Origin of the sequence: Kitasatospora sp. NPDC127035 (genome assembly GCF_042726075.1) — a bacterium.
GTDB lineage: Bacteria > Actinomycetota > Actinomycetes > Streptomycetales > Streptomycetaceae > Kitasatospora.
Genome location: NZ_JBHXDN010000031.1, coordinates 73,801 through 99,138, shown reverse-complemented (window position 1 = coordinate 99,138; position 25,338 = coordinate 73,801). Strand labels below are relative to the sequence as shown.

Genomic DNA, 25,338 nt, shown 5'->3' with positions numbered 1-25,338 from the left:
GGGGGGGGGGGGCGGCCGGGGGGGGTGGGGCGGGGGGGGCCGGGCGCCGGGGGGGGGGCGCCGGGGGGGGGGCGTTGGTGCCACCGCGCCCCCCCTCCGGGGATGCCGACGGTGCAACTGGTCGAAGGGCTGACCGGTCAGGTGTGACTCAGCACGCGTCTCGCCACGTCACTCCGGTGAGCCTTGTGGCGCCCGGAAGCAGGCGGGTACACGCCGTGGTCGAGACCGTCTCAGGTGGTGCTGTCACGAGCCGCGCGGAACGAGTTCTCCTGCGTGGGCGTGGAGACGGGCAGGTACAGCCGGCCCCGCCTGCGCGGGGAGGACAGGAGAGGACTTCGACCCGGAACCCCTCACAGACGCCGGGGTCCGACACCGTCCTCGGCGAGTGCGTCGCCGGGGTTCAGCAGGGCGCAGGCCTTCATCGAGAGGCAGCCGCAGCCGATGCACCCCGTGAGTTCGGCCTCCAGCCGTTCGATGGTCTGCCGGCGCTCCTCCAAGCGGCGCTTCCAGCCGCGCGAGGCGCGCTGCCACTCGTGATGGCTCGGCGGCCGGTCGAGCGGCACGTCCGCGAACGCCTCCTGAAAGTCCTGCAGCGGGATGCCGATCCGTTTCGCCACGGAGATCAGCGCGACGCGGCGCAGCATGTGCCGGGGGTAGCGGCGCTGGTTGCGCTCGTCGCGCTCGGAGGCGATCAGGCCGAGTTCCTCGTAGAACCGCAGGGCGGAAACTGCCGCCCCGGTCCGCGCGCTGACCTCGCCGATGCCCAACCAGTCGTCGGGAGTGGCCCTGGCGTCGCCGGGCTGGTGGGTCGCCATGCATCGCCTCCTCTTGACCTCAAGCTTACTTGAGGCCCTACGGTCGGCCGTGCCAGAGCGGCGAACAGCACCGACCCGGAGAGGACGGCAGCCCCGATGACCTATGTGATCGCCCTGCCCTGCGTGGACGTCAAGGACAAGGCATGCCTGGACGAGTGCCCCGTCGACTGCATCTACGAAGGGGAGCGGATGCTCTACGTCCAACCCGACGAGTGCATCGACTGCGGTGCCTGCGAGCCGGTCTGCCCGGTCGAGGCGATCTACTTCGAGGACGACACCCCGGATCCGTGGCAGCCGTTCAACACGGCGAACGCCGAGTTCTTCACCGACCTCGGCTCCCCCGGTGGCAGCGCGAAGCTCGGCCTGATCAAGAAGGACCACCCGATGGTGGCGGCGCTGCCGGTCCAGGACACCGCCTGACCGACCGGGAGTGGGCGCCGTGTGCGACCCGGCGCCCTTCCGTCCGAGCTGGGGAAGCCCGGGAAGGCGGCTTGAGAAGTCGCGCAGACTGGCCTGTTGCGCACACAAAGGGGCGGGGGTTCGCTCAGATCGCCGAAGCAGTCACCGAGGCTCGGGGGGTGGCGGAGATGAGAGCTTCGCGAGGTACTCGCGCTGCCGCGGCCAGGGCGCGACCCGGCGGCAGTCACCGTCACCGTGGTCGATCGCTTCGGCCGGGCCGGGACACATGCGGCCCGCGCGACGGGCAGGTCGTTCGCGAAGTCCGCGATCGGACGATCCTGGTAGTCACTTGCGGTGGTCAGGCCGGATCCCGCCGCAGGCCGTCGCAGATGCGCGGGCGACGGGATTGCCGCCGACCGACGGGAAGCGGGCGGCGGGAAGCGGGCGGCGGGGCACGGGCGGTGGGCTCCGCAGGCGGCCCGAGGGCAAACGAGTCGATTCGGGACAGTCAGTCCTGACGCATCATCAGAGCCTTTTCCCCCGAAGGCGTTCAGGCGTCTCAGGATAAATCTGACGGTGTCTCACTGAGCAGGTCCACGGCCTGAGACGCTCCGCGAAGTCTCAAAGATCCGGACGCCCCTCGACCCGTGGATCACCGCCGGGTCAGAGTTGTCGCCGTCGGGCGGGGAGACGGCCGGACGGAAGCCATCGGCACCCGTCCGTACGGACGACCAGTACGGACGAACCAGCGTGGTGAACCGAAAGGCACTGCACGCGCCCGTTCCGCGCCCCGTACGGCGCGGCCCTCGGGCCGTACGGCCGGACCACCGTGGCCGAGAGCGCCTCAGCGGCCCGGCCGCCGGTGGCCCCTCGGCGCCGGCCTCGAACCGCCCCAGGACGTGACGCCGCCGACCGGTGGACCCGTCACGTCCTCGCCCACCCGTCCCGGGCTTCCCGGGCGAACGAGAACGAGAGGCAAGTCCATGTCCGTAACGAACCTCCGCCCACCCACCCGGGCTCCCGGCGCCCGGCTCACCTCGACGGCGCTGGCCCTGGCAATGATCCTCTTCGGCCTCCTGCTCGGCCCCACCGCGGGGCAGGCCCACGCGGTGGACGTCCGGCTGCTCCAGCGCGACCTCGCTGGGCTCAGCTACGCCCCGCTCAGCGGCGTCGACGGCGTCTACGGCTCCCAGACCACCGACTCGGTGCGGCACTTCCAGCGCGACAACGGCCTGTCCGTGGACGGCGTCGCCGGGACGAACACGATGACCGCGCTGCTCGCCAAGGTGAGGCAGGTCCAGGCCAAGGCCGGCGTCTCGGCCGACGGCGACTACGGCCCCGCCACCATCAACGCGGTGCGCAGCTACCAGAGCGCCCGCCACCTGGAGGCCGACGGCATCGCCGGCCCGCAGACCATGGGCGCGATGAACATCGACCGCATCACCTCCAGCGGCACCGGCAGCAGCAACGACACCCGGCTGCTCCAGCGCAACCTGACCGGTCTCGGCTACCTGGGCGAGGGCGGTGTGGACGGGGTCTACGGCCCCGCCACCAAGAACGCGGTGCTCTCGTTCCAGAGCGACAACGACCTCTCGGTCGACGGCATCGCCGGGCCGCTGACCAACGCGGCTCTGACCGCGAAGGTGAAGCAGGTGCAGGGCAAGGCGAACACGCCCGCCGACGGCGACTACGGCCCCGCCACCATCAACGCGGTGCGCAGCTACCAGAGCGCCCACGGCCTGGAGGTCGACGGCATCGCCGGCCCGCAGACCATGGCGTCGATGGGGATCCCCCGCGAGCTCGGCGGCGGCACCCCGGGCGGCGAGAGCGGCGGAACCCCCACCGTTCCCCCGCTGGACGGCAGTGTCCGCGACAAGATCGTCCAGGCGGCCCGCTCCCAGCTCGGCGTCCACGAGTGGGGCAACAACTGCAACCCGTACGGCCCCTGCGTGGCCTGGTGCGCCCTGTTCACCAGCTGGGCCTGGCGCCAGGCCGGCGTCAACTTCAGCACCGCGTTCAGCGGGGACTTCTACTACTACGGCCGCAACCACGGCACCCTGCACAGCGGTCTGAGCAACCCGCAGCCCGGTGACGCCATCGTCTTCGGCACCGGTCCGCAGAACACCAGCACGAGCGTCCACGTCGGCATCATCGAGAAGGCCAACGCCGACGGCACCGTCGACACCATCGAGGGCAACTCCAGCGACCAGGTGATCCGCCGCCACTTCTCCCCGGCGGCCCGCGGCGCCTACGCCATCATCTCCCCCGCGGGAGGCTGACCGGCGCGCTTCGCCGCCCTGCCTCCGGACGCGACCCGCGCCCGGAGGCAGGGTGCCGTCCACGGTGCGGAGACCGGCCACGGGCACCGCGGTCCCGCTGTGCCGACGGGCCGGCGGCGGATCCCCCCGTGGGCGCGGCTCCCGGCGGAGGCGTCGGGCCGGACCGGTGTCACTCTCGAATTAGCCTGATGATGCATCAACAACTCTGCACTCATACCGAGTTCGTCCCGTAGCGTTTGCCTTCCACTGCGGGCACCCGCAGTGTCCGAAGGGGAGGGTTGAATGAACTCGCTTGCCTCGAAGGCTCGTTGGCTGGGTTCCCTGGCCGCCGTGGGGGCGCTGCTGCTCACCGGATCCGGCTCCGCCGGCGCCGACACGGGCCCGTCCGACGGGCCGGTCCCGGGTGTCCCGCGGACCGTCGAACTGGACTCGTCGCCCGCCTCGGTGGCGGTCGGCCCGGACGGGCGCAAGGCCTACGTCGCGGTGAAGGACAGCATCGACGGCGCCAAGGTGAAGGTCGTCGACACCCAGAGCGGGGCGATCACCGCAGTGGTGACGCTCTCCACCGGACTCGGGGCCGGTCCCGGCCCGGTCGCGGTCAGCCCCGACGGTTCGCGCGTCTACGTCCTGTTCTCGACCGCCCGCAGGGCACCGCTGTCCACCCTGGCCGCCATCGACACGGCCACCGACGCCGTGGTCTCCAGCACGGCGGTACCGGACCAGCCCCGGCCCGAGGGAACCCTCCCCGGGGCCCTCACCTCACTGGCGGTCAGCCCCGACGGCGCCAGGGTCTACGTCGGCCAGAACGGGCCGGCCCGCTTCCACCGCCCGGCCGAACCGAGCGCCCGGATCCTGTCCTTCTCCCCGCAGCAGCAGGACTTCACCACCGCCGTGCCGGTGCCCGGCCGCTACCTGGGCTCGATCGTCACCCTGCCGGGCGGCGCCGCCGCGTACGCCGCCACCGACGAGAACCTGGTCCACCTGGACACGAGCACCGCGACCCCCGCCGTGGCCGGGGCCGTCGCCGCCCCGATCGGCGCCGTACCGAGCCTGGCCCTCTCCCCCGACGGCACGCGGCTCCACGGCGTGGGGAGCAGCGGCACCGGATACGCCGTCGACCTCGCCACCGGCACCCTCACCACCCTCGACATCGCCCCGGGCCAGTGGTTGCAGAACCCGTCGGTGGGCGCGGGCGGCACCCGGCTGTACCTCGTCCAGCAGGACCTCACCGGCACCGACGGCGCGGCCTCGGTCCTCGCCCTGGACACCGCGACCAACACCCTCGTCCCGGGCGAGGGCATCACCGGCCTCACCTGGGTCACGGGCCTGGCCCTCGGCCCCGACGGCCACACCTTCTACCTCACCGCCGGCTCCGGCCTACAGATCATCAGCCTCTGACCGGACCCCGGCCCGTGGCCGGGGCGCCGGCGGCTCAGGCCGCGCCCGGAGCGTCCGCGAGGCGGGCTTCGATCTCGTCGAGGATCGGCCGGTAGGCCGCCTCGGCCGCCCGCATCAGGGTCCCGCACTCGGCGAACAGCCGTCGGGAGCGGGCCCCGCGCCCGGGCACCAGATCGTAGCGGCGCAGGCGCACCGTGCGCCGGTCCACCATGAAGCCGGCCTTGCTGCGCACGCCGTGGGCGTGGCGCACGATGTCCTCGGCGTGGCGCAGCAGGTCCTGGTAGGCGTCGTGGGCCACCTTCCAGCGGGTGGCGTCCTGCTCCGTGCCGGGCACCTCGACGCCGCGCGCCGTCGGGTCGACGACGTCGTACAGGGTGAACCCGAGCCCCTCGGGCACCCGGGCCCAGGACATGGCGTTCCACGGCCACGCGATCAGGGTGTAGGTGCGCTGCTGAACTCGGATCACGCGGTCCCCCCGGGTCTGTGCGCGCCGGGGCCGGCGCCCGCCGCCAGCGTAGAGGCACGGTCCGTGCCCGGCGAGCAGCGGGTACGCGGTCCGGCAGGGGTCCGGTGCCCGTCCCCGTGGCCGCGGCCCCGTGCGGGTACGCCGGAACGGTCGCGGGAGGCGGTGGACGTTCGCCGGGCGGGCCAACGGAGCCGGTTCAGGAGGGACGGCGGTGCCGTCGGCCGGTCGAGGCGTCAGTCGACGGCATGCCCGGCCCCACGTCCCACTGGTCCGATCGGAGCCGGCCGGGCGACGCGCCCGGCGTCGTAGTCCGCGCGGCTGCGCCGGATGCCGCCGCCGTGCCGGTCGGCCCACCGGGCCACTGCGGCCAGAACCTCGCACAACTCCTCTCCTGCCGAGCTGAGTTCGTAGTCGACACGCGGCGGGATGGTCGGTGTCACCCGGCGAAGCACCAACCCGTCCCGCTCCAGACGCCGCAGCGTCAGGGTCAGCATGCGCGCCGACACCCCCTCCAGGAGGCGGTTCAACTCGCCGTACCGGCGCGGACGGTCCGCCAGTAGCGCGACGACGAGCGGGGTCCACTTGTCCCCCAGGCGGTCCAGCGCCTCGCGGGCCGGACACTCCTCCAGCACGTCCCGGGCGCGGGCAGGAACAGGAGTGTGAGCAACGGACAGCAAAGTGCGTTCTTCCCTCATCCGCGCCGTTCTAGCAGCATCGGATCGAGGCAGACAAGGCCGGTCCGCGATCCGGCCGATCACTGCCGGGCTGCCCCGTCGCGGGCATGGCCCCGTCCCCCCTGTCGTCAGCAGATCAGGAGATCAGCATGCGTGCCGTCGTCTTCCACCGTCACGGTCCGGCCCACGTACTGGAGGTGGACCGCGCCTTCCCCGACCCGTCCCCCGGACCGGACGATGCCCTGGTCAGGGTCGCCGCCGCGGGCGTGAGCTTCGCCGACACCTGGCTGCGCTCCGGCAGGCTGCACAGCATCGGCCACGCCCCGCCTGCCCGCTTCCCCGTCGTGCCCGGCGGCGAGGTCGCGGGCACCGTGGTCGGGGTCGGCGCGCACGCCGACCCCGCGTTGGTCGGCCGCCGGGTCGTCGCCGTCCTGGCGGCGGGGTGCGGCGGATACGCCGAGTACGCCGGCGTCCCCGCCGGCCACCTGATCGCTCTCCCCGAAGGGCTGGGGCCCGCCGACGCGGTCGCCCTGGCGGTGGCGGGCAGCACCGCCGTCGGCGTGGTCGCCGCCGCACGCCTCACGGGAACGGAGACCGTCCTGGTGGAGGGAGCGGGCGGCGGAGTCGGCCATCTGCTGCTCCAACTGCTGCGCGGCGCCGGAGCCTTCAGGATCCTTGCCCTCGCCCACGGCGACGCCAGGCAGTCCCTCGCCCGCGAATGCGGCGCCGACCACGTCATCGACTCCAGGGATCCCGACTGGCCGGGCCTCGTCGCCGACGCGGCAGGGCCCGCCGGCGTCGACGTCGTCCTCGACACCGTCGGGGGTTCCCATTCCCGCACCGCCCTCGGCCTGCTCAACCCCGGAACCGGCCGCCTGGTCGCCTACGGCACCGTCGGCGGCGACTGGCCCGAGATCACTCCGGCCGATCTGATGTACCGAGGGGTGGCCCTGGTCGGCTACGGCGGCCAGGCCGCCGATCCCCTGGCCCGCCGTGCCCTGACCGTCGCCGCGCTCGCCGCCGGTCTGCGCCCCCACCTCGGGCTCGTCCGCCCCCTCGACGGGGCCGCCGAGGCCCACCAAGCGATCCAGACCGGCACCCTCACCGGCAAGGCCGTCCTCCTGCCCTGACCGGCACCGGCCCGTCCGGAGGCGGCGGAGCGGAATCAGACCCTTTCGTCCGGATCGAGGTTCGCGAGCACCTCGCAGTCGCAGCCGGCACCGTTGGCCAGGAGGCCCGCTTCCGGCGCGGACCACGGCACCGACCAGGCGTCGGCCCAGGCCCGGGAGTGTCTCAGGGTGTGATCACAGTCGGTGTCCGCGAGGCGCTCCTCGACGTGGTCGAGGAGATCGTCGAGTTGTTCGCGGTCGAGGCCGAGCAGGTCCCGCTCCGCGCGCTTGTGCTCCGCCTTGTGGGCGTCGCGCGGCATCCGCCGGCGATCCCGTTCCGAGGACATCCGCACACCCTGCTTCTCGTCGACGAGGCGATGCCCCGTCCTACGGGCGTCGGCGCGCCCGGGCGTCGCGGCACGTCCGCGTCAGGGTCGGCGTCGGGACCGGCGTCGGGGCGAGCGGGAACGTCACGGGAACGCGGTGGTCAACCCTTCTCCGTGTCAGGTGCCACCGGGCGGGGTATGGGGCGGGCCGGGGGTGCGCCGTGCCGTGGTGGGTCCTGCTTGTCGTCGCCTACGGGTCGACCGCGCTCTGCGCCGTCCGCTACCGCCGGGCGCTCCGCGTCTTCCTGGACGCTCCGGTGCGTCCGCGCCCGCCCGACGACGAGTTCACGCTCTACGAGGTCGCCTTCCTGTCCCTCTACGAGAAGCGGGTCGCCCAGGTGGCGATCGCGGCGATGATCCTGGGCGGCCGGATGAAGGTCCGGGAAAAGGTCCTCACCGTCACCGACCCCGTACCGCGCGATGCGGTCGAAGCCGACGTGCTCAAGGTGATCGGTCTCTCGCCGAGCCGCAGGACCTGGCGGCGGATGGGCCGGTTCGGGCGCAGCCGCGCCATCCTCGCGATCGGGAACAGGCTGGGCGACCAGGGGCTGGTGCGTCACCCCGGGCGGTCCCGGGCGGCGGCGCGCGGCCACGACCGGCTGGTGTGGATCCAGGTGCCGTGCATCGCCATGGGACTGACCGCCGTCGGACTGGCCGGTGCCGAGGGCGGTCGGACGTTCCTGATCCCGCTCGCCGCCACGGCCGTCCTCCTCGCGGCCGGCTGGAGGGCCGCCAGCCCGAAGGTGAGGGGTCACTACTGGCTCTGCAGCACGACGGAGGAGGGGCGGGCCGCGCTGAAGGCCCACTACGCCCGCCACCAGCCGTGGATCCCCCGTACCAACGACCGCCTGTCCCCGCAGGACGCCGAGCTGCTTGCCGCCGGCGTGCAGGGGGGCAGCTTCGGCGGCAGGCTCGGACCCCTGTCCGGGGCCCTCAACTGGCCCGACCGTCCGCGCAGTACCGCCACGCCCGTCAACGACCCCCCGGGGCTCGGCGGCCTCTGACACCGCATCGGCCCCGTCCGTCCGGCGCGACCGACGCTTCGCGGTCCCGACGCGGCCGGACCGGGCCGCGCGCGAGGTCAGGTGCCGGCCCGGGCGGCCCCGCGGTCCGCGGAGAGAGGGCCGTACCAGTCCAGACACAGGACGGTGGCGTCGTCCCTGACACGGCCGTCGCAGGCGTCGGCGACCGCGGCGACCAGGGTGCGCACGACCTCGCGCGGGTGCTCGGCGGCGGTCTTGCGGATGAGGCCGGGAAGGTCGACCTGGTGCGCTTGGCGTTCCTGCATGCCGTCGGTGTAGAGGACGAGGCGGTCCCCGGGGCGCAGGTCGATGTCCTGCACCCGGTACGGGCCCTGTCCGAGGACGCCGAAGGGCAGGTTCACGGCCAGGCGCAGTTCGTCGACCGTGCCGTCGCGCAGCCGCAGCGGCCAGGGGTGGCCGGCGTTGACGAGCCGGGCGCCGCTCCCGTCCAGGGCGATGCGCAGCAGCTGACCGGTGGCGTAGGTCTGTCGGCCGTGGTCGAGGAGGGCCCGGTGGATCCGCTGGGCCTGTTCGGCGAGGTCGGTGCCGGCGCGGCGGGCGCCGCGGGAGGCGTTGACCAGGAGGGTGGCCATGAGCGAGGCGTCGACGTCGTGGCCCATGGCGTCGGTGATGGACAGGTGCAGGGTGTCGTGGTCGAGGGTGTAGTCGTAGGTGTCGCCGGCGATGTCGGCGGCCGGGACCAGGGCGCCGGCGAGGGCGAACTCGGCGGCTTCGCAGGAGGGGGCGGAGGGCAGGAGCTGGCGCTGGATCTCGGCGGCCAGGCTGACCGGGGTGGTGCGGTTGCCCCAGTGGTAGAGGTCGGTGAAGCGGCGGTCCGCGATGATGATGTACGCCAGCGCGTGCGCGGCCTCCTCGACCTGCTCCAGCACGTCCGGGGTGACCCGGTCGAGGAACAGTTCCAGGACGCCGATGGTGTCGCCGCGGTTGGTGACGGGGGCGAGCACCCGCTCCCCCTGCCCGTCCTGCGGTGCCCGCACCGGCTTCTGGGTGCGCAGGACCTCGTCGTAGACGGTGCTGCCCGCGAGGGGGACCTGTTCGGCGGGGCGTTCTCCGTGCGTGGCCGCCGTGTCGTTGACCCGCAGCAGGCGCCGGCCGACGACGTCGACGAACAGCAGTGACACGTACCGCGCGTCGAAGCGGTCGCGCAGGTTGCGTGCCACGACGTCGAGGGAGTCCATCGGCGCGGCGTCCTCCGCCGCGGCCAGTACCTCGGCCGGTCCGATCCGATCGCGTGCCATGTCGGCCTCCTCGAGTCTCGGACTCTTCGTCCCGCAGGCGCGGCGAGCACCCCGGCTGCGGGACCATTCTCACTGGTGGGGGTGCCGGATGCAGCCGTCCTTCCCGGCGCGCGCACGCCTGACGGAGAACGTTCCAGGCAATGCGGACAAAAAGACTCGCGGGCGGGCGGACGGGAGCGGCGTGGGGCGGGCGACCGACGGGGAACGCGGACAGGCGCCTCGGCATCGCCCAGCCCGTCGCCCGCTCCGGGCGGCGCGCGCGGACCCGGCTACCCCTCCGTGGACCTCGACGTACGGCGGGTGCGGGCCGGAGGCGGGAAGGCCGTACCCGGGAACGGGGGCGGGACCCGGCGCATGTGCGCGGGTCCCGCCCCCGATCCCTGGTGCGGACGGACCTGTGGTCACCAGCGGTACCAGCGGTGGCGGCGACCGGAGGAGTGGGTCCCGCGGGCGACGAATCCGACCAGCCAGAGCACCAGGACGATGATGGCCACCCACCAGAGGATCTTCACCGCGAAACCTGCCCCGAACAGGAGCAGGGCCAGCAGCAGGACGAGAAGAAGGGGAACCATGAGTCGACCTCCGTAGTCAGTGTCGGAGGACCGTCTGCCCGGCTGATCAGCCCGTATTCATGGGAATCTTCCCGTCCGACGAGGGCAGAGGACGGGGTCGGGGCCAGGGCGTCAGCCCTCCCCCGGAAGGGTGACGGTGAAGTGGGCGCCGCCTTCGGGACCGTGGCCGCGAAGGACGAGAGTGGCGCCGAGACGCTCGGCGAGGCGTTGGGCGATGGCGAGACCGAGGCCGGTACCGGTGGGGCGGGTGGCGGCGTAGCGGTCGCGCAGGGCGCCCGGTCGGAAGGCGATGCGGACGTCGTCCTCGGTGAGGCCGGGTCCGCCGTCGCGGACCTGTAGTTCCGCCTGGCCCTCGGCGGTGCGCCGGAGGGCGAGGACGACGGGTGCGCCGGGCGGGGTGTGACGGACGGCGTTGGCGAGGAGGCCGTCGAGGAGCTGGCGGACGCGGAAGGCGTCGGTGGCCGCGGTCACCGGTTCGTCGGGGTGTTCCAGGCGCAGGTCCAGCCCTTGCCGCCGGGCCTGCTGGGTCCAGGCCCGCGCGGTCTCCCGGACGAGGGCGTCGAGATCGGCGGGTTCCCGGGTGATGTGGAAGTCGTCGGCGTCGAGGCGGGCGAGTTCGAGGAGATCGGTGACGAACCGGTCCAGGCGCTCGGTCTCGGACAGGAGGATCCGTCCGACCTCCTCCTGCTGTCCGGGTTCGACCACGCCGTCGGCGAGGGCCTCGGCGTAGCCGCGCAGCGCGGTGAGGGGGGTGCGGATCTCGTGGGACACCGAGGTCAGGAACGCGCGCTGGCGACCTTCGCTCTGTTCGAGGGCGGCGCCGAGGGTGTTGAGGGCGCGGGCCACCTCGCGGGCCTCGGCGGGACCGTGGACCGCGCAGTGCAGGTCGCGCTCGCCCCCGGCGAGCCGGTGGGCGACGGCGGCGGCGTCCACCAGGGGGCGGGCGATCCGCCGGGCGAGGAGGGCACCGGCCAGCGCCGCCCCGACCAGCCCGGCGACCAGGGGAAGGGTCAGGCCCGCGCGGATCCGGTCGGCGGCGGCGTCGACTTCGGTGAAGGGCTGGGTGAGGACCACCGCGCCGTCGCGTGCCGGGCGGCCCTCCAGCAGGACGCGCGCGCCACCGAGCACGGCCGCGGTGGAGATGTCCTCGCCGGCCAGCAGGGCGTCCCGGTCGGCCGGGGTGACGGCACCGGCCGACGGGCCGGCCACCTGGCCGTCGGGGGCGATCACGGCGACCTGGACACCGGTGGCCCCGGTCAGCCGCTGCGCCTGGTCGAGCAGCAGCACCGACAGGTTGGGGGCGACGGACAGCACGGCTGCCTGGCGGACCAGCCGTTCCCGGTACTGGGCCTCGGCGTTGGACCGGGCCGTCCGCCAGCCCGCGAACCCGGCCAGCAGCACCGCCACGGTCGCCACCACGGTGGCGAGCAGGACCAGGTTTCCGGTCAGCGAACCGCCCGGCGTACGGCCGCGCGTACGGGCACCCGGTCCTGTACGGGCACCCGCTCGCGCAAGGGCCGGCGGGCGCAGCCTCACCGCCCGTCGTCCTGGGCGCTGTAGCCGACGCCGCGAACGGTCCGGATCGGGCTGGCGTCGCCGAGCTTGGCCCGCAGCTGGGACACGTAGACGTCGACGACCCTGCTGTCCCGGTAGTCGGCGTGCCCCCAGACCTGTGAGAGCAGCTGGTCGCGGCCGAACACCCGGCCCGGCCGGGCCAGCAGATGGGCCAGCAGGTTGAACTCGGTGGTGGTCAGTTCCACCGGCTCCCCGTCGCGGTGCACGGTGCGGCGCTCCGGGTCCAGTCGCAGCCGTCCGACGCTGTAGCTGCCGACGGCCTGCGGTCCGGCGGTCCGGCGCAGCACCGCCTTCACCCGGGCGACCAGCTCGCGCGGGGAGAACGGCTTGGTGACGTAGTCGTCGGCGCCCAGTTCGAGGCCGAGGATCCGATCGGCCTCCTCGTCGCGCGCCGTCACCAGGACGACCGGCGTCCAGTCGTCGGCGGCACGCAGGCGGCGGCAGATCTCGGTGCCGTCCAGGCCCGGGAGCCCGATGTCCAGGACGACCGCCACCGGCCGCAGCCGCCGGACCGCGTCCAGACCGGCCACCCCGTCGCTCTCGGTGTGCACCCCGAAGCCCTCGCGGGCGAGGTAGAGGCGTTGGAGGTCGGCGATGTGGCGCTCGTCCTCCACGACCAGGACCAGGCCCTTGCTCGGTGTCATCGCCGTCCTCTTCCGACCTCCGCCGCCGCGCACGCTCCGGTCGCGGGTCTCGAACTGCTCCGATGCTAACGCGCCGAACGGGTCGCTCCGGGGCGCCGCCGGTGATCCTTACACGCCCCGAACACTCGCCGAACCCACCGCTTGCAGCCCCGGTCCAGCCTGTTCCCGGGCCCCCCGACCGGCGGGCCCGGACGCGAAGGAGGGCACCGGTGGTCACGGATCCGAGGGCGCTGGTACTGGCCGGCGTGGCGGCCACGGCCGTCCTGCTCGCCGCCGGCGCGGGGTTGCTCGCCCGGACCCGCAGCCGTCCGCGCACCCGCGGCCTCCGCCGCCGGACCTGAGCCCGCGTGCCGAGCCCCGAGCCGACCCACGTCATCCCGAACCGTCCCGAGCCGTCCCGAGTCATCCCGAGGAGAAGCATGACCCGCCGTCCCGCCCCACCCCGTTCCCCGGCACCCTCACCCGGCCGGCTGCGCCGGATGCTGCGCCCCGCCACCCGGCGCGGCCGGATCGCGCGCGCTGTCGCGGTGCCCGTGGCCACCGTCCTGGTCCTCGCCGCCGGTGCGGAGGTCGCCGCCGGGCACGTACTGGAGAGCCGGATCGCCGAGAGTACCGCGAAGGCCCTCGGTGCCCCGGTGGAGGTGGACACCGGCAGCGGTCCGGCCCTCGTCAAGATCCTCGACCGGCGGCTGGAGCACGTCACCCTGAGCGCCGACAACGCCCGGCTCGGCGGCTTGAGCGGCGCCTCGGCCCGAATCACGCTGACCGACGTGCGGTTCGCCGCGTCCGTACCCAGTGCGGCCGGGGTGTCGGCGCAGATCACGATCCCCGCCGACACCCTGGCCGCCACCGTGCGCGACTCCGGCCAGAGCCTTCCGGTCGGTGCCGCCCGCACCGATCCGGCCGCCGGCACGATCGAACTCGGCCTGGGCTCCGGCGGCACCGGCCGGCTCACGCTCAAGCCCGCCCTCACCGACGGCAGGGTGACGATCACCGCCACCGCGCTCGAATTCCTCGGCCGCACGATCACCGGGCCCCAGCTCGACCGGATCAACGAGCGCCTCACCGCCAGGAAGCAGGGCGGCGGCTACCCACTGGGCCTCTCGCCCACCGCCCTCGCCGTCACTCCGACCGGCCTCGCCCTCACCCTCTCCGCAGGCCCGACCACCCTGAAGCACTCGTGAACCGGGAGCCCTCGCCGACCATGCCGCAGAACCCCTCACCCCAGCCCCGACCGGCCGCGCCCATCACGCCCGCCACGCCCACCCCACCCGCCACGCCCGTTCGCCGGACTCGCCGCGCCAAGCTGCGCCGCCGCCTGCTCACGGTCGTCGCAGGCGTTCTCGTCCTGGCGCTCGGCGCCGCCGCCGGTCTGCTCTGGCTGGCCGCGGGCAAGATCGTCAGCCCCATCGACGACACCCCGCTCAACACCCGCGTCCTCGCCTCCGGCCCCGGCACGGTGACCCTCCCCGCCACCACCGACAGCCGCTACGCCGGCACCTACGGCCTGGTCTGGCAGGACACCGCCGACCGCCGCCACCACGGCGTCCTCGGGTCCGTCCTCACCACCGACGGCGACACCGTCACCAGGGAGCTCACCGCCGACACGGTGCCCACCCCCGGCGCCAAGGCGAAGATCATCGTCACCGTCTGGAACTCCGACCCCCGGCAGGCCGCCGGGCTCGACTTCCAGGACGTCACCTACCCCGGCGAACTCGGCCCGATGCCCGCCTGGTTCGTCCCCGGCACCGGCACCACCTGGGCCATCCAGGTCCACGGGCTCGGCGCCGGCCGCGCCGCCGGACTGCGCACCATGCCCCAACTGCACGAACTCGGCCACCCCGTCCTCGACATCACCTACCGCAACGACCCCGGCGCCCCCAGGGACAGCAGCGGCAAGCGCCACTTCGGCGACACCGAGTGGCGCGACCTCGACGCCGCCGTCCGGTACGCCCGCAGCCAGGGGGCCACCGATGTCGTCCTGATCGGCTACTCCATGGGCGGGGCCGTCGTGGAGGCCTACCTCCAGCGCGCCGCCGACACCGACGCCGTCAGCGCCGTCGTCCTCGACTCGCCCGCCCTGGACTACCGCGCGGCCCTCGACTCCATCGTGACCGGCCTCGGTCTGCCCGCACCCGTCGCCGCCCTCGAGACCGGGATCATCGGCCTGCGCGCGGACGTGGACTTCGACGACATCGACGCCCTGGCCGCCAACCGGCGCACCGGCGGCCCCGAGCAGCCCGTCCTGCTCTTCCACGGCACCGGCGACAGCGTCGTGCCCTACGCCACCAGCGCCGAGTTCGCCCGCGACTGGCCCGGCAAGGTCACCCTCGTCACCGTCGAAGGAGCGAGCCACACCGGCGCGTGGAACGCCGATCCCGCCGCCTACGACAAGGAGCTCGCCGCCTTCCTCACGCAGCACAGGCGGACACCTGACGTCGTCCGGCCCGCAGGACCGTGACCAGCGGGCCGCACGGCAAGGCGGACGGACTCCGCAGTCCACGGCGCGGGACGAAGGCAGGATCCGCAAGGAAGACCCGGGTTCCGTGTCAAGGCGCCACCACCCGGAGGAAGATGATCCGATGAACCACGTACCGGAGGACGCCGGCAGGCGACACCGCATCTTCGTGTGGGCCGCCTGGAACCGCGACGAGGCGACCTGCCACATACGGCGCATCATCAACGTGAGGAAGCCGGACGGTACCTTCGCCGGACGGAAGGACAGCCCGGGCAACAAGAAGGTCTTCGGGTTCCGGACCGGCCCCCTCGCCCGCAACAGCGACGAAGCCGCCGTGCTGGGCGTGCTGGCGGGCCTCGTGGCCGCCGAACACTCGGACGACGTGACGATCGTCCTGGCGTCCCGGACCGCGGACGACCTGCTCCAGCACGTCCGTGACACGGGCGAGTTCCCGCAGCCGCACCCCCTCGCCGAGACCCTGCTCGGATGGACCGGCCGACGGCTCTCCCGCGCGGTCCAGAGCGTCGAGCCTCCGACCCACCCCACGTTCGCCGGTCTCCACCGCGCGGCCGAGTCGTCGCACCTCGGGCCCGGCGTCCTCAAGACCCTTCCGGAGGTGTGTCAGTACCTCGCCACGGGCCGCCTCGGCCCGCTGGAGGATCCCCGGAGGACCGACGCCGACGGGTGTCGGTGCGGGAAGGTCCGCTACGACTCCTGGGATCTCGCCCTGGAGGCGCTCCTGGCCATCACGAGTCGGCGTGATCTCGGCTACTACCCGAAGCGGGTGTACGCGTGCCCGACGAGTCGTCAGTGGCACCTCACGAGCCGGGCAACCGAGGGGCAGGTCGGACGGTCCGGCCCCTCGGCCCGGTGATTCCCCCGGCGCCGCCCGGGCGGCGCCGCTGCCGGCCGCGGACGGCCGCGGACGCACGGCGGTCCCCATGACGTCGCTGCTCCCGCTGCCTACCGAGGAGAGACAGTCGGTCGATTAGACGACATGCATCTGTTTATCTTTTGCGCAGGGATGAGCTCCCAGGAATACAGGCCGGCGACGAGCGTGTCAACGAACCCGGCCGATCCCTGCCCGCAGGACACTTGATCCCCCGCCCAAGTCCGTTCGCATCAAGTGGACGGCACCCCGCCGGACATCCCCGTGGAGGCGAGGGAGGGGGCGGTCAGTCCTGGGCGAATGAGAATCGATGTCTTGCAGTCCTGTGTCACATCTTTGCTCTTTCCTATGGACTTCATGCGATGACCGACCGTAGTCTCTCGCCTCGGCGGCAGCCCCCGCGCCGCTCCCCAACTCCCGGTGCGCTCCGCTCCGTTCACCGGGCGCCCCGCCCGTGGCGACGGCCGACCTCGCGGGCTCGCACCCCACCGCCACCACCCCGTCACCACCACCCCGCCATCACCCCCACGACCGGCAAGGATGTGCTGACTCCATGCAACGACAACGCCGCCCGCAGCCACGGATCCGGTTCCGGAACGGCCTCGCCGCGTTCACCGCCGTCGCGGTGGGCGCGGCCGGCCTGTTCACCGCGGCCGCCGTCACGACGGCCGCCCCCGCCCACGCCGCCGCGGTGCCGACGCTCTCCCCGCTGGACGTCCCCGCCCGGGGCGCCACCGTGCCGTTCAAGGAGCAGGAGGCCGAGTACGCGGCGACCAACGGCACCGTGATCGGCCCCGAGCGGGCGTACGGCACGCTCCCCTCCGAGGCCTCCGGGCGCCAGGCCGTCACCCTCGACGCCCCCGGCGAGTACGTCGAGTTCACCCTCACCGCACCGGCCAACGCGATGAGCTTCCGGTACTCCCTCCCGGACAGCGCGGACGGCCGGGGCCGGGACGCCTCGCTCGGCCTCCTGGTCGACGGGGTGAAGCTGAAGGACCTGCCGGTCACCTCCAAGTACGGCTGGTACTACGGGGGGTACCCGTTCAACAACAACCCCGGGGACACCAACCCGCACCACTTCTACGACGAGACCCGGACCATGTTCGGCTCCTCGCTGCCGACCGGCACCAGGATCCGGCTGCAGGTCACCTCGACCGCGCAGTCGCCGACCTTCACCGTCGACCTGGCCGACTTCGAGCAGGTCGCCGCGCCGATCGCCGCACCCGCCGGCGCCATCGACGTCGTGGCCGACTTCGGCGCCGACCCCACCGGAGCCGCCGACAGCACCGCGAGGTTCCAGGCCGCGGTCGACGCCGGCCAGGCGCAGGGCCGGACGGTCTTCGTCCCGCCGGGCAGCTTCACCCTCTACGACCACGTCGTGGTGGACGGCGTCACGCTGGCCGGCGCCGGGCCCTGGTACAGCGTGCTCGGCGGACGCGACCCGGTGAACCGGAACCGGGCCGCAGGCATCTACGGCAAGTACGCCCCCGGCGGCGGGTACGGCGGGGCGGTCCGCCCGCACGAGTCGAACGGCCCGAGCCGCAACGTCACCCTCAAGGACTTCGCCGTCATCGGCGACATCAGGGAGCGCGTCGACGACGACCAGGTGAACGCCATCGGCGGCGCGATGAGCAACTCCACCGTCGACAACCTCTGGATCCAGCACACCAAGGTGGCCGCCTGGATGGACGGTCCGATGGACCGCTTCACCCTCAGGAACAGCCGCATCCTGGACCAGACCGCCGACGGCGTGAACTTCCACACCGGCGTCACCGGCTCGACGGTCACCAACACCTTCGTCCGCAACACCGGCGACGACGGCCTGGCCTCCTGGCCGGAGCGGGTGCCCAACGTCGGCGACAGCTTCACCCGCAACACCGTGGTCCTGCCGATCCTGGCGAACAACATCGTCACCTACGGCGGCAAGGACTTCACCATCTCCGACAACGTGATGGCCGACACCGTCACCAACGGCGGCGGCCTGCACATCGCCAACCGCTACCCGGGGGTCGGCTCCGGCAACGGCACCGCCGTGGCCGGGACCATCACCGCTGCCAGGAACACCCTGATCCGGACCGGCAACAGCGACTACAACTGGAACTTCGGCGTCGGCGCCATCTGGTTCAGCGGCCTCAACGAGCCGATCAGGGGCGCGCACATCACCGTGACCGACACCGACGTCCTCGACAGCTCCTACGCGGCGATCCACACCATCGAGGGCGCGTCCGAGGGCATCGAGTTCACCAACACCACCATCGACGGGGCCGGCACCTACGCGATCCAGGCCCAGGCCGCCGCCGACATGCGGTTCACCCACGTGACCGCGAAGAACATCGCCCAGAGCGCCACCCCGACCCACAACTGCGTCGGCGCCGGATTCAAGGTCACCGACGGCGGGGGGAACTCCGGCTGGTCCGGCTCCACCTGCTCCGGCCTGTGGCCCGCACCGCGGTTCACCTACGGCGGCCGCCCGACCGGCGGAACCCCGACGCCGTCCCCCACACCGAGTGTGCCCACCACCCCGACGACCCCCTCCCCCAGCGCACCCTCGCCGACGACCACCGCCCCGACCACACCGCCGGCCTGCGATCCCGGCACGGGCAACCTGGCCCGGGGCAAGAACACCACGGCCACCAGCCGCAACCAGACCTACACCGCCGCCAACGCCGTGGACGGCGACGCCGCCACCTACTGGGAGAGCGCCAACGACGCGTTCCCCCAGGCGCTGACCGTCGACCTCTGCGCCGTGACCGGCGTGGACAGCGTCACCGCCAGGCTCCCCGCCTCGTGGGGTGCACGCACCCAGACCCTCTCCGTCGAGGGCTCCGCCGACGGCACCGCCTTCACCACCCTGGCCCCCGCCGCCGGGCGCACCTTCGATCCGGCCGGTGGCAACGCCGTCACCATCGGACTCCCCCGCAGCAACGCCCGCTTCGTCCGGGTGACCGTCACCGGGAACACCGGCTGGCCGGCCGCCCAGCTCGGCGAGCTGGAGATCCGGGCCACCGGCGCGACCGCCACCCCGACGCCCACCACCACACCCACCACGCCGACCACCACACCCCCGGCCGGAACCAACCTCCTCGCGGGCAAGCCCCTCACCGCCACCGGCTCGGTCGGCGGCTACGGCCCCGACCAGGCCGCCGACGGCGACACCGGAAGCTACTGGGAGAGCACCGGCCACGCCTTCCCGCAGTCGCTGACCGCCGACCTCGGCGCCCCCACCGCCGTCGGCCGGCTGGTGCTGAGACTGCCGCCGGCCCCCGCCTGGACCGCCCGGACCCAGACCCTCGCGGTGCTCGCCAGCACCGACGGCACGACGTGGACCACGGCCAGGGCCGAAGCCGCCCACCGCTTCGACCCGGCCACCGGCAACACGGTCACCCTCGCCGTACCGGGCACCACCGCACGTCACCTTCGGCTCTCGTTCACCGGCAACACCGGCTGGCCGGCCGCCCAGCTCGCCGAGTTCGAGGCCTACACCTCCTGACCCCGCGCCCCCCGGGCAGAATCCGAAGGGCCGCAGGCCCCGCCGTTCCGATGGACCGGAACGGCGGGGCCTGCGGCCGCGTGGGGCTGTGTAGGGCCGCGTGCGGTCAGCCGGCGGCGGGGGCCGGCCCGGTGGAGCTGCGCACGACCAGCTCCGGCTCGAACAGCAGCTCGTCGTGGGTGATCCTCGCGCCCGCGATCTCCCCCGCCAGGAGGTCCACGGCCGCCCGGCCCATCGCCTCGATCGGCTGGCGCACCGTGGTCAGCGGCGGATCGGTGCAGGTCATGAACGAGGAGTCGTCGTAGCCGATCACCGACACGTCGCCGGGCACCGACAGCCCCGCCCGGCGCACCGCCCGCACCGCGCCCAACGCCAGCGGGTCACTGGCACAGACGATCCCGGTCACCCCCTCGCCCAGCAGCCGCGTGGTGGCCGCCTGGCCCCCCTCCAGGGTGAACAGCGCGCGCTTGACGTGGCTGTCCGGCAGCTCCAGGCCCGCCGAGGCCGCGGCCCGCCGCGCCGCGTCCAACTTCCGCTGGGACGGCACGTGGTCCGCCGGCCCCAGTACCAGGCCGATCCTGCGGTGACCGAGCTGCCGCAGGTGCCCCATCGCCTGCTCCACGGCCACCGCGTCGTCACAGGAGACCCGCGCGAAGTCCAGGCCCTCGATCGCCGCGTTCAGCAGCACCGTCGGCAGACTGCGCTCCGCCAACCGCTCGTAGTGGTCGTGGGCGGCGTCGGCCTGCGCGTACAGACCACCGAAGAACACCACCCCCGACACCTGCTGGGCCAGCAGCAGGTCCACGTAGTCCGCCTCCGAGATCCCGCCCGCGGACTGCGTGCACAGCACCGGGGTGAATCCCTGCCCGGCCAGCGCGCCGCCCACCGCCTCGGCGAAGGCCGGGAAGATCGGGTTCTGCAGCTCCGGCATCACCATGCCCACCAACCGCGCCCGCTCACCGCGCAGTTGGGTGGGGCGCTCGTAGCCCAGCACGTCCAGCGCCGTCAGCACCGCCGCCCTGGTCGTCTCCGAGACGCCGGGCTTCTCGTTCAGCACCCGGCTGACCGTGGCCTCGCTGACCCCGACCTTCTTCGCCACCTGGGCCAGTCGTCGTGTCATGCGGCCATTCTAGCTCCGCCACGCAAGGAAATTGCATGGTGTTGCGACGAAGACGCAAATTCCAACGGGCGATCGGACAGGAACCGCACGCCGCTTGCCGAACCCCGCAAGCCCTGAGCCCGGCCTACCAGGTGGGACGCCGCGCCGGAACGCAAGGACCGCCGGGAGGTCGGAGACCTCCCGGCGGCACGAACCGCCCGTCACCGGGAGGTTCCCCTCCCTACGGGTTGACCTTGATGGTGAACGTCGAGGTGGTGTTGCGGATGTTCTGGTGGTTGTCGCTGAACCGCAGATGGTCGAAGGTCACCGAACCGACCGCCGGGCCCTGCCCCGGTTCGGGCAGCTCGTTGGCCCAGACGCCGATACCGGACCTGGCGTCGGAGGCGTCACCGCTGCGCCGCGCACCGGAGATCGAGATGTTGCTGAACACCGTGTCGGCGACCGGGAACTGCGGCTGACCGCCCACGTAGTTGGTCTGGAACATGATGCCGCTGTACGTCGGGTCCACGATGTCCACGTCGGTGACCCTGATGCCCTGGAACACCTTCGAGGCCGAGAACACCCAGATCGCCGGGAAGACCTGCGCCCCCCAGAAGCGGCCGCCGGCCCGGACGACGGAGATGTTCTTCAGATCGGTCGTCGGCGAGGCGCCGAAGCCGTTCATCGGGTACCCGAAGTCCAGCGAGGAGATGGTGATCCCCGAGTAGACCAGGGTGTCCGCGATGTAGATGTTGCGGAAGGTGTTGGCGTACCCGCCGTAGACCGCGACGCCGGCGGCCCGCCAGGTCAGGATCGAGGTCAGGTTCTCGAAGACGTTGTTCTTCTCGTCCGCCCCGCCCGCGTCGATCGCCGAGAACAGCGCGAAGGAGTCGTCCCCGGTGGCCCGGGCCTCGTTGTTGGAGACCAGGTTGTCGGTCGAGCCGTTGGTCATGTTGACGCCGTCGGCGAAGGTGTTGCGGATCCGGGAGTTGGTGATCTTCATCCGGTCCGTGTTGGCGCCCCAGTACAGGCAGACCACGTGCTCGGTCCAGATGTCGTCGATGGTGATGTCGGCGACGTTGGCGAAGTCGAAGACCTTGCCGGGGCCGTCGATGCGGGAGGTGTAGTTGCCGAAGTAGGCGAAGCCGGTGAAGGTCGAGCCGTTGGCCGAGGCGTCGGCCCGGAAGCCGACGTCGGTGTTGGACTGCGAGGACGGGGCGTGGAACCGGGTGAACCAGGGGCCCGCGCCGACCACCCTCACCGCCTTGCCGTAGACCTGGAACTTGCTGGCGGTCTGGTAGTCCCCCCTCGGGAGGTAGACGCCCACCAGGGCGCCGGTGGTGTCCATCCGGACCCGGTCCAGAGCCGCCTGCACATCGCCGTGGGTGAAGCCGGTCGGCACCGCGTACCGGGCCGGGTCGGGGTTGGGGAGCTGGGTCGCCTGCTCCAGGCTGACGAAGTCGATGGCGTACGTGGTGCTGTTGCCGGCGTCCTTCTGCAGCTTGATCCTGCTGCCGGCCGGGAGGGTGGTGCCGAGCAGCAGGTTCGCCTCGTCGTAGACGTGCCGGGGGCCGCCGGCGCCGGGCGAGTTGCCCGGACCGGTCTCGCTGCCGTACAGCCAGGAGTACTTGGAGGTGAGGTCGAGGGCCTTGAGGAAGACCCCGTCGACGTAGACGTCGAGTTTCACGTCGATGCCGTCGCCGCCCGGCGCGTCCGGGATTGAGAAGCGGGTCACCAGGGTGTTGGTCGGCGCCTTGGTGGTGAACTCGACCGAGGCGCCGGTCGTGTTCAGGGTGACGGCCTTGCGGCCGGAGGCCTCGCCCGCGAGGTCGCCGACGGTCCGGTTGGGCCCGACCACCGCGGCGCCGCCGGCCAGCACGCCGTCCTCGGCCTCGTAGGTGTCGAACGGCAGGTTGGCGCCGCGGCCGACGAACAGCGACTGGGTGGAGGTGTTGTTCGCCTGCTTGACCGGCAGTTCGTTGGCGTCGGTGGCGATGACCGTCCTCACGGTGTACCGGCCGTTGCCCGCCGTCCAACTGCCCAGGTTCACCGGGGAGCCGGTGGCACCGGGCGCGATGACGCCGGTGTGGCTGCCGGTCAGGGTCCTGACGACCGCACCGGTGGCGTCGGTCACCGTCAGGCCGATGCCGTGGGCGCCGCCCGCCGAGGCGGTCGTGCCCTGGTTCTTGACCGCCACCGAGAACGTGACCTCGTTGCCGCTCGCCGGGTTGCCCGGGGTCCAGCTGACGGGCGCGGCGACCAGGTCGGAACCGGCGACCTGACTCACCACCAGCGGGGCCGGCGCGGTGTGGGCGTTGTTGGTCTCGTCCCGTTCGACGACGGCGCCGGCCGGGTCGGCCTCGGCTCGCAGCTGGTAGCTGCCCGCGTTCTGCGGGCCCGTCGGGACCGAGACGGTCGCGGAGGCACCGGCGGCCAGCGGGCCGAGCTGCGCGGTGCCGGCCTTGGCACCGCCCAGGTAGAGGTCGACGGCGGTGGCGGCGGAGGCGGCCGTGCCGGCGTTCCTGACCGTCGCCGAGAGCGTGAGCGGGTCGGTCTCCACCGGAGCGGCCGGAGAGGCCGAGACCGCGGTGACGGTGAGGTCGGGGTTGGGCGCCGGGGTGCCGATCACCTGGAACTCCGCGATCTGCCCGGCTCCGGCACCGGAGTTGGCGGTGATCCGCAGCCGGACGTCGGCCGCGGTGGCCGTCAGCGGGATCGTCACCGTGTTGCCCGAGGCCGGGGAGAACGTGTAGGGCTTCGCGGCCACCAGGCTGGTGAATCCGGTCGCGTTCTGCTCCCGGCCGAGTACCTCCACGGTCTGGGTGCGGGTGGCCCAGGCCGCGGCCGGGTTGAGCTTCAGCACCACCGAACCGACGGTCGCGTTGGAACCCAGCCGCGTGGTCAGCTCATTGGGGTAGCTGCCGCCCGCGCCCTCCCAGTAGGTGGTCACGTCGTCGTCGTTGGCGTTCGCCGCGACGAAGGTGTAGATGCTGGAGTCGGCCGTGATCGGCTTGCCCCCGGCCAGGTTGGTGCCACCGCCACCGTCGTTGCCGGTCCGGACGACGGTGTTGCTCGCCTCGGAGCGGTTGCCGGCCGCGTCCCTGGCCTTCACGTAGTACGACACCGTGGCGCCGTCGGCCCGGCTGTCGGTGTACGTCAGCACGTTGCCGGCCACCTCGGCCTGCAACGCGCCGTCGGCGAAGACCTCGTACCCGGTGACCGCGACGTTGTCGGCGCCCGCGCTCCAGGCCAGTCGGACCTGCCCGGAGGTCGGCCGGGTGTACGTCAGGTTCGTCGGCGCGGACGGCGCCCGGGTGTCCCCGGGGGCGCCCGTGCGGGTCACGGTGTTGCTGGCGGCCGACTGGTTGCCGGCCGCGTCCCTGGCCTTCACGTAGTACGAGACGGTAGCGCCGTCGGCCCGGCTGTCGGTGTACGTCAGCACGTTTCCCGCGACACTGCTGACCAGGGCGTTGTCGGCGTAGACGTCGTAGCCGGTGACCCCGGTGTTGTCGCTCGCCGCGCTCCAGGCCAGCCGGACCTGCCCGGAGGACGGCTGGGTGTACGTCAGGTTCGCGGGCGCGGACGGCGCCCGGGTGTCCCCGGTCACCGGGCCGTACACCTCGAACTCCGCGAGCTGGGCGGCCGGCCAGCCGGTGTTGGCGGTGACCTTCAGCCGGACGTACCGGGCCGTGGTGGTGCCGGTGTCCACCGTCACCGTGTTGCCGGTGGCCGGGTCGAAGACGTAGTCGGCGGACGCGACCCGGTCGGTGAAGGTGCTGCCGTCGGTACTGGTCTGCACGACGAGGGTCTGGGTCCGCCGCTCCCAGCCCGTCGGCAGCTTCAGGACCAGCCGGCTGACGGCGACCGCCGTCCCGAGGTCGACCTGGATCCACTGCGGGAGCGCGTTGCTCGCGCTCTCCCAGTAGCTTCCCTGGTTGCCGTCGTCGACGTTGCCCGCGCCGTAGCCGCCCGAACTGCTGCCGGCCGTGAAGGCCCGGCCGCGGGCCAGGTTGGCGCTGGAGCCGGTGGTGCCGTGCACCTCCAGCTCGGAGATCTGCGCGGCCGGCCAGCCGGTGTTGGCGGAGATGTCCACCCGGACGAAGCGGGTACCGGTCGACGGGAAGCCGATCCTCACCGTGTTGCCGGCGCCCGGTTCGAAGGAGTACGGGGCCGAGGCGGTGAGGGTGGAGAAGGCGGTGCCGTCGGTGCTGCCCTGAACGGCGAGCGTCTCGGCGCGGGCACCCCAGCTCGCGGGGAGCTTGAGCACCACCTCGTCGACGGCGGTGGTGCTGCCGAGGTCGACCTGGACCCACTGCGGGAGGGCGGTGCCGGCGCTCTCCCAGTAGGTGTTCTGGTCGCCGTCGTTGACGAAGGCGGCGCCTCGGCCGGCGGTGGCGCTGCCGGCGGCGGCCGGCTTGCCGGAGGCCAGGTCGGGGCCGCCGGCGGCCCGGGCGGGCAGCAGCGGGCCGGCGACGAGCAGCAGGCAGGCCGAGGCCAGCCCTGCCACGAGTCGGGAAGTCGGAGCTGTCGATCTCACGGGAGTCCTCTGGATCTCATCAGGATGACAGGTGGGGGGCGGACAGGCCCGGAAAGCGGAGCCTCTCCGGGAGGGAGTGGGCGCGTGCGTGCCGCGGCCCCGACCGGCGGGGCGGTCCGGGCGTGCGTCGCGGAGGGGCCTGGCGAGAGGGGGCGGTGACCGAGCCGACATCATCTGGATCCTCCGGGGAGGGCCGACGAGCTCAGGACGGGCGACGGCACCGGACCGGCCGGCGCCGCCGGGGAGGGCAGGGAGCGCAGGGGAGCG

At 73.1% G+C, this 25,338-nt stretch carries 20 protein-coding genes; 10 read left to right on the top strand and 10 right to left on the bottom strand.

Annotation, left to right across the window (positions count from 1 at the left end; translation table 11 throughout):
• Positions 1-350: 350 nt before the first annotated feature.
• A complete protein-coding gene (gene soxR, locus ACFWIC_RS21875; protein WP_380519808.1) occupies positions 351-815 on the bottom strand; it encodes a redox-sensitive transcriptional activator SoxR in 465 nt (154 codons plus the stop codon).
• Positions 816-911: 96 nt separating this feature from the next.
• On the opposite strand from soxR, the gene fdxA reads away from it, so the two are divergent.
• The 3 genes from fdxA to ACFWIC_RS21860 all read left to right on the top strand — a co-directional run bounded on the left by fdxA (position 912) and on the right by ACFWIC_RS21860 (position 4,891).
• Positions 912-1,235, top strand: coding sequence for a ferredoxin (fdxA, locus tag ACFWIC_RS21870; protein ID WP_329875963.1), 324 nt, complete (start codon positions 912-914; stop codon positions 1,233-1,235).
• Between the two features lie 962 nt (positions 1,236-2,197).
• A complete protein-coding gene (locus tag ACFWIC_RS21865; protein WP_380519807.1) occupies positions 2,198-3,493 on the top strand; it encodes a peptidoglycan-binding protein in 1,296 nt (431 codons plus the stop codon).
• Between the two features lie 282 nt (positions 3,494-3,775).
• The gene (locus tag ACFWIC_RS21860; RefSeq protein WP_380519806.1) at positions 3,776-4,891 is read left to right on the top strand and encodes a YncE family protein; all 1,116 of its coding nucleotides are present in this window, start codon (positions 3,776-3,778) and stop codon (positions 4,889-4,891) included.
• 34 nt (positions 4,892-4,925) lie between these two features.
• Here ACFWIC_RS21860 and ACFWIC_RS21855 read toward each other — a convergent pair whose 3' ends face one another.
• Entirely contained in the window at positions 4,926-5,357 is a 432-nt protein-coding gene (locus ACFWIC_RS21855) for a hypothetical protein (RefSeq protein ID WP_380519805.1), read from the bottom strand.
• A 233-nt stretch (positions 5,358-5,590) separates the two neighbouring features.
• A complete protein-coding gene (locus tag ACFWIC_RS21850) occupies positions 5,591-6,052 on the bottom strand; it encodes a helix-turn-helix domain-containing protein (protein ID WP_329949952.1) in 462 nt (153 codons plus the stop codon).
• A gap of 128 nt (positions 6,053-6,180) precedes the next feature.
• On the opposite strand from ACFWIC_RS21850, the gene ACFWIC_RS21845 reads away from it, so the two are divergent.
• Positions 6,181-7,161 (top strand): zinc-binding alcohol dehydrogenase family protein, encoded by a 981-nt coding sequence (locus ACFWIC_RS21845; protein ID WP_380519804.1) that lies wholly within the window; start codon positions 6,181-6,183, stop codon positions 7,159-7,161.
• Between the two features lie 35 nt (positions 7,162-7,196).
• Here the strand turns inward: ACFWIC_RS21845 and ACFWIC_RS21840 are convergent, their stop codons facing one another.
• Positions 7,197-7,487, bottom strand: a complete 291-nt coding sequence (locus tag ACFWIC_RS21840; protein WP_380519803.1) for a DUF2695 domain-containing protein — start codon at positions 7,485-7,487, stop codon at positions 7,197-7,199.
• Positions 7,488-7,687: 200 nt separating this feature from the next.
• Between ACFWIC_RS21840 and ACFWIC_RS21835 the strand changes: the two genes are divergently transcribed.
• Positions 7,688-8,530 carry a TIGR04222 domain-containing membrane protein gene (locus tag ACFWIC_RS21835; protein WP_380519802.1) on the top strand — a complete coding sequence of 281 codons (843 nt, stop codon included), beginning with the start codon at positions 7,688-7,690 and terminating at the stop codon, positions 8,528-8,530.
• A gap of 77 nt (positions 8,531-8,607) precedes the next feature.
• Here the strand turns inward: ACFWIC_RS21835 and ACFWIC_RS21830 are convergent, their stop codons facing one another.
• The 4 genes from ACFWIC_RS21830 to ACFWIC_RS21815 all read right to left on the bottom strand — a co-directional run bounded on the left by ACFWIC_RS21830 (position 8,608) and on the right by ACFWIC_RS21815 (position 12,598).
• Positions 8,608-9,807 carry a PP2C family protein-serine/threonine phosphatase gene (locus ACFWIC_RS21830; protein WP_380354879.1) on the bottom strand — a complete coding sequence of 400 codons (1,200 nt, stop codon included), beginning with the start codon at positions 9,805-9,807 and terminating at the stop codon, positions 8,608-8,610.
• Between the two features lie 401 nt (positions 9,808-10,208).
• Positions 10,209-10,379, bottom strand: coding sequence for a hydrophobic protein (locus ACFWIC_RS21825; protein ID WP_329875954.1), 171 nt, complete (start codon positions 10,377-10,379; stop codon positions 10,209-10,211).
• Between the two features lie 111 nt (positions 10,380-10,490).
• Positions 10,491-11,915, bottom strand: a complete 1,425-nt coding sequence (locus ACFWIC_RS21820) for an ATP-binding protein (RefSeq protein WP_380519801.1) — start codon at positions 11,913-11,915, stop codon at positions 10,491-10,493.
• Entirely contained in the window at positions 11,912-12,598 is a 687-nt protein-coding gene (locus tag ACFWIC_RS21815; RefSeq protein WP_380519800.1) for a response regulator transcription factor, read from the bottom strand. Before ACFWIC_RS21815 ends, ACFWIC_RS21820 begins: the two co-directional genes overlap by 4 nt.
• Before the next feature lie 209 nt (positions 12,599-12,807).
• On the opposite strand from ACFWIC_RS21815, the gene ACFWIC_RS21810 reads away from it, so the two are divergent.
• The 5 genes from ACFWIC_RS21810 to ACFWIC_RS21790 all read left to right on the top strand — a co-directional run bounded on the left by ACFWIC_RS21810 (position 12,808) and on the right by ACFWIC_RS21790 (position 19,435).
• Positions 12,808-12,939, top strand: a complete 132-nt coding sequence (locus tag ACFWIC_RS21810; protein WP_329875951.1) for a hypothetical protein — start codon at positions 12,808-12,810, stop codon at positions 12,937-12,939.
• A gap of 78 nt (positions 12,940-13,017) precedes the next feature.
• Positions 13,018-13,782 (top strand): DUF2993 domain-containing protein, encoded by a 765-nt coding sequence (locus ACFWIC_RS21805; RefSeq protein ID WP_380519799.1) that lies wholly within the window; start codon positions 13,018-13,020, stop codon positions 13,780-13,782.
• Positions 13,779-15,059: an alpha/beta hydrolase gene (locus ACFWIC_RS21800; RefSeq protein ID WP_380519798.1), complete on the top strand. Its 1,281-nt coding sequence runs from the start codon at positions 13,779-13,781 to the stop codon at positions 15,057-15,059. The genes ACFWIC_RS21805 and ACFWIC_RS21800 overlap by 4 nt, the downstream gene beginning before the upstream one ends.
• A 121-nt stretch (positions 15,060-15,180) precedes the next feature.
• Positions 15,181-15,930, top strand: a complete 750-nt coding sequence (locus ACFWIC_RS21795) for a hypothetical protein (protein WP_380519797.1) — start codon at positions 15,181-15,183, stop codon at positions 15,928-15,930.
• 568 nt (positions 15,931-16,498) lie between these two features.
• Positions 16,499-19,435: a discoidin domain-containing protein gene (locus tag ACFWIC_RS21790; RefSeq protein ID WP_380519796.1), complete on the top strand. Its 2,937-nt coding sequence runs from the start codon at positions 16,499-16,501 to the stop codon at positions 19,433-19,435.
• A gap of 106 nt (positions 19,436-19,541) precedes the next feature.
• On the opposite strand, the gene ACFWIC_RS21785 is transcribed toward ACFWIC_RS21790, so the two are convergent.
• Together ACFWIC_RS21785 and ACFWIC_RS21780 are read right to left on the bottom strand one after the other, a co-directional pair.
• On the bottom strand, positions 19,542-20,555 hold the full coding sequence (locus tag ACFWIC_RS21785) for a LacI family DNA-binding transcriptional regulator (RefSeq protein ID WP_329875947.1): 1,014 nt from the start codon (positions 20,553-20,555) through the stop codon (positions 19,542-19,544).
• A gap of 220 nt (positions 20,556-20,775) precedes the next feature.
• The gene (locus ACFWIC_RS21780) at positions 20,776-25,071 is read right to left on the bottom strand and encodes a discoidin domain-containing protein (RefSeq protein ID WP_380519795.1); all 4,296 of its coding nucleotides are present in this window, start codon (positions 25,069-25,071) and stop codon (positions 20,776-20,778) included.
• Positions 25,072-25,338: the final 267 nt, after the last annotated feature.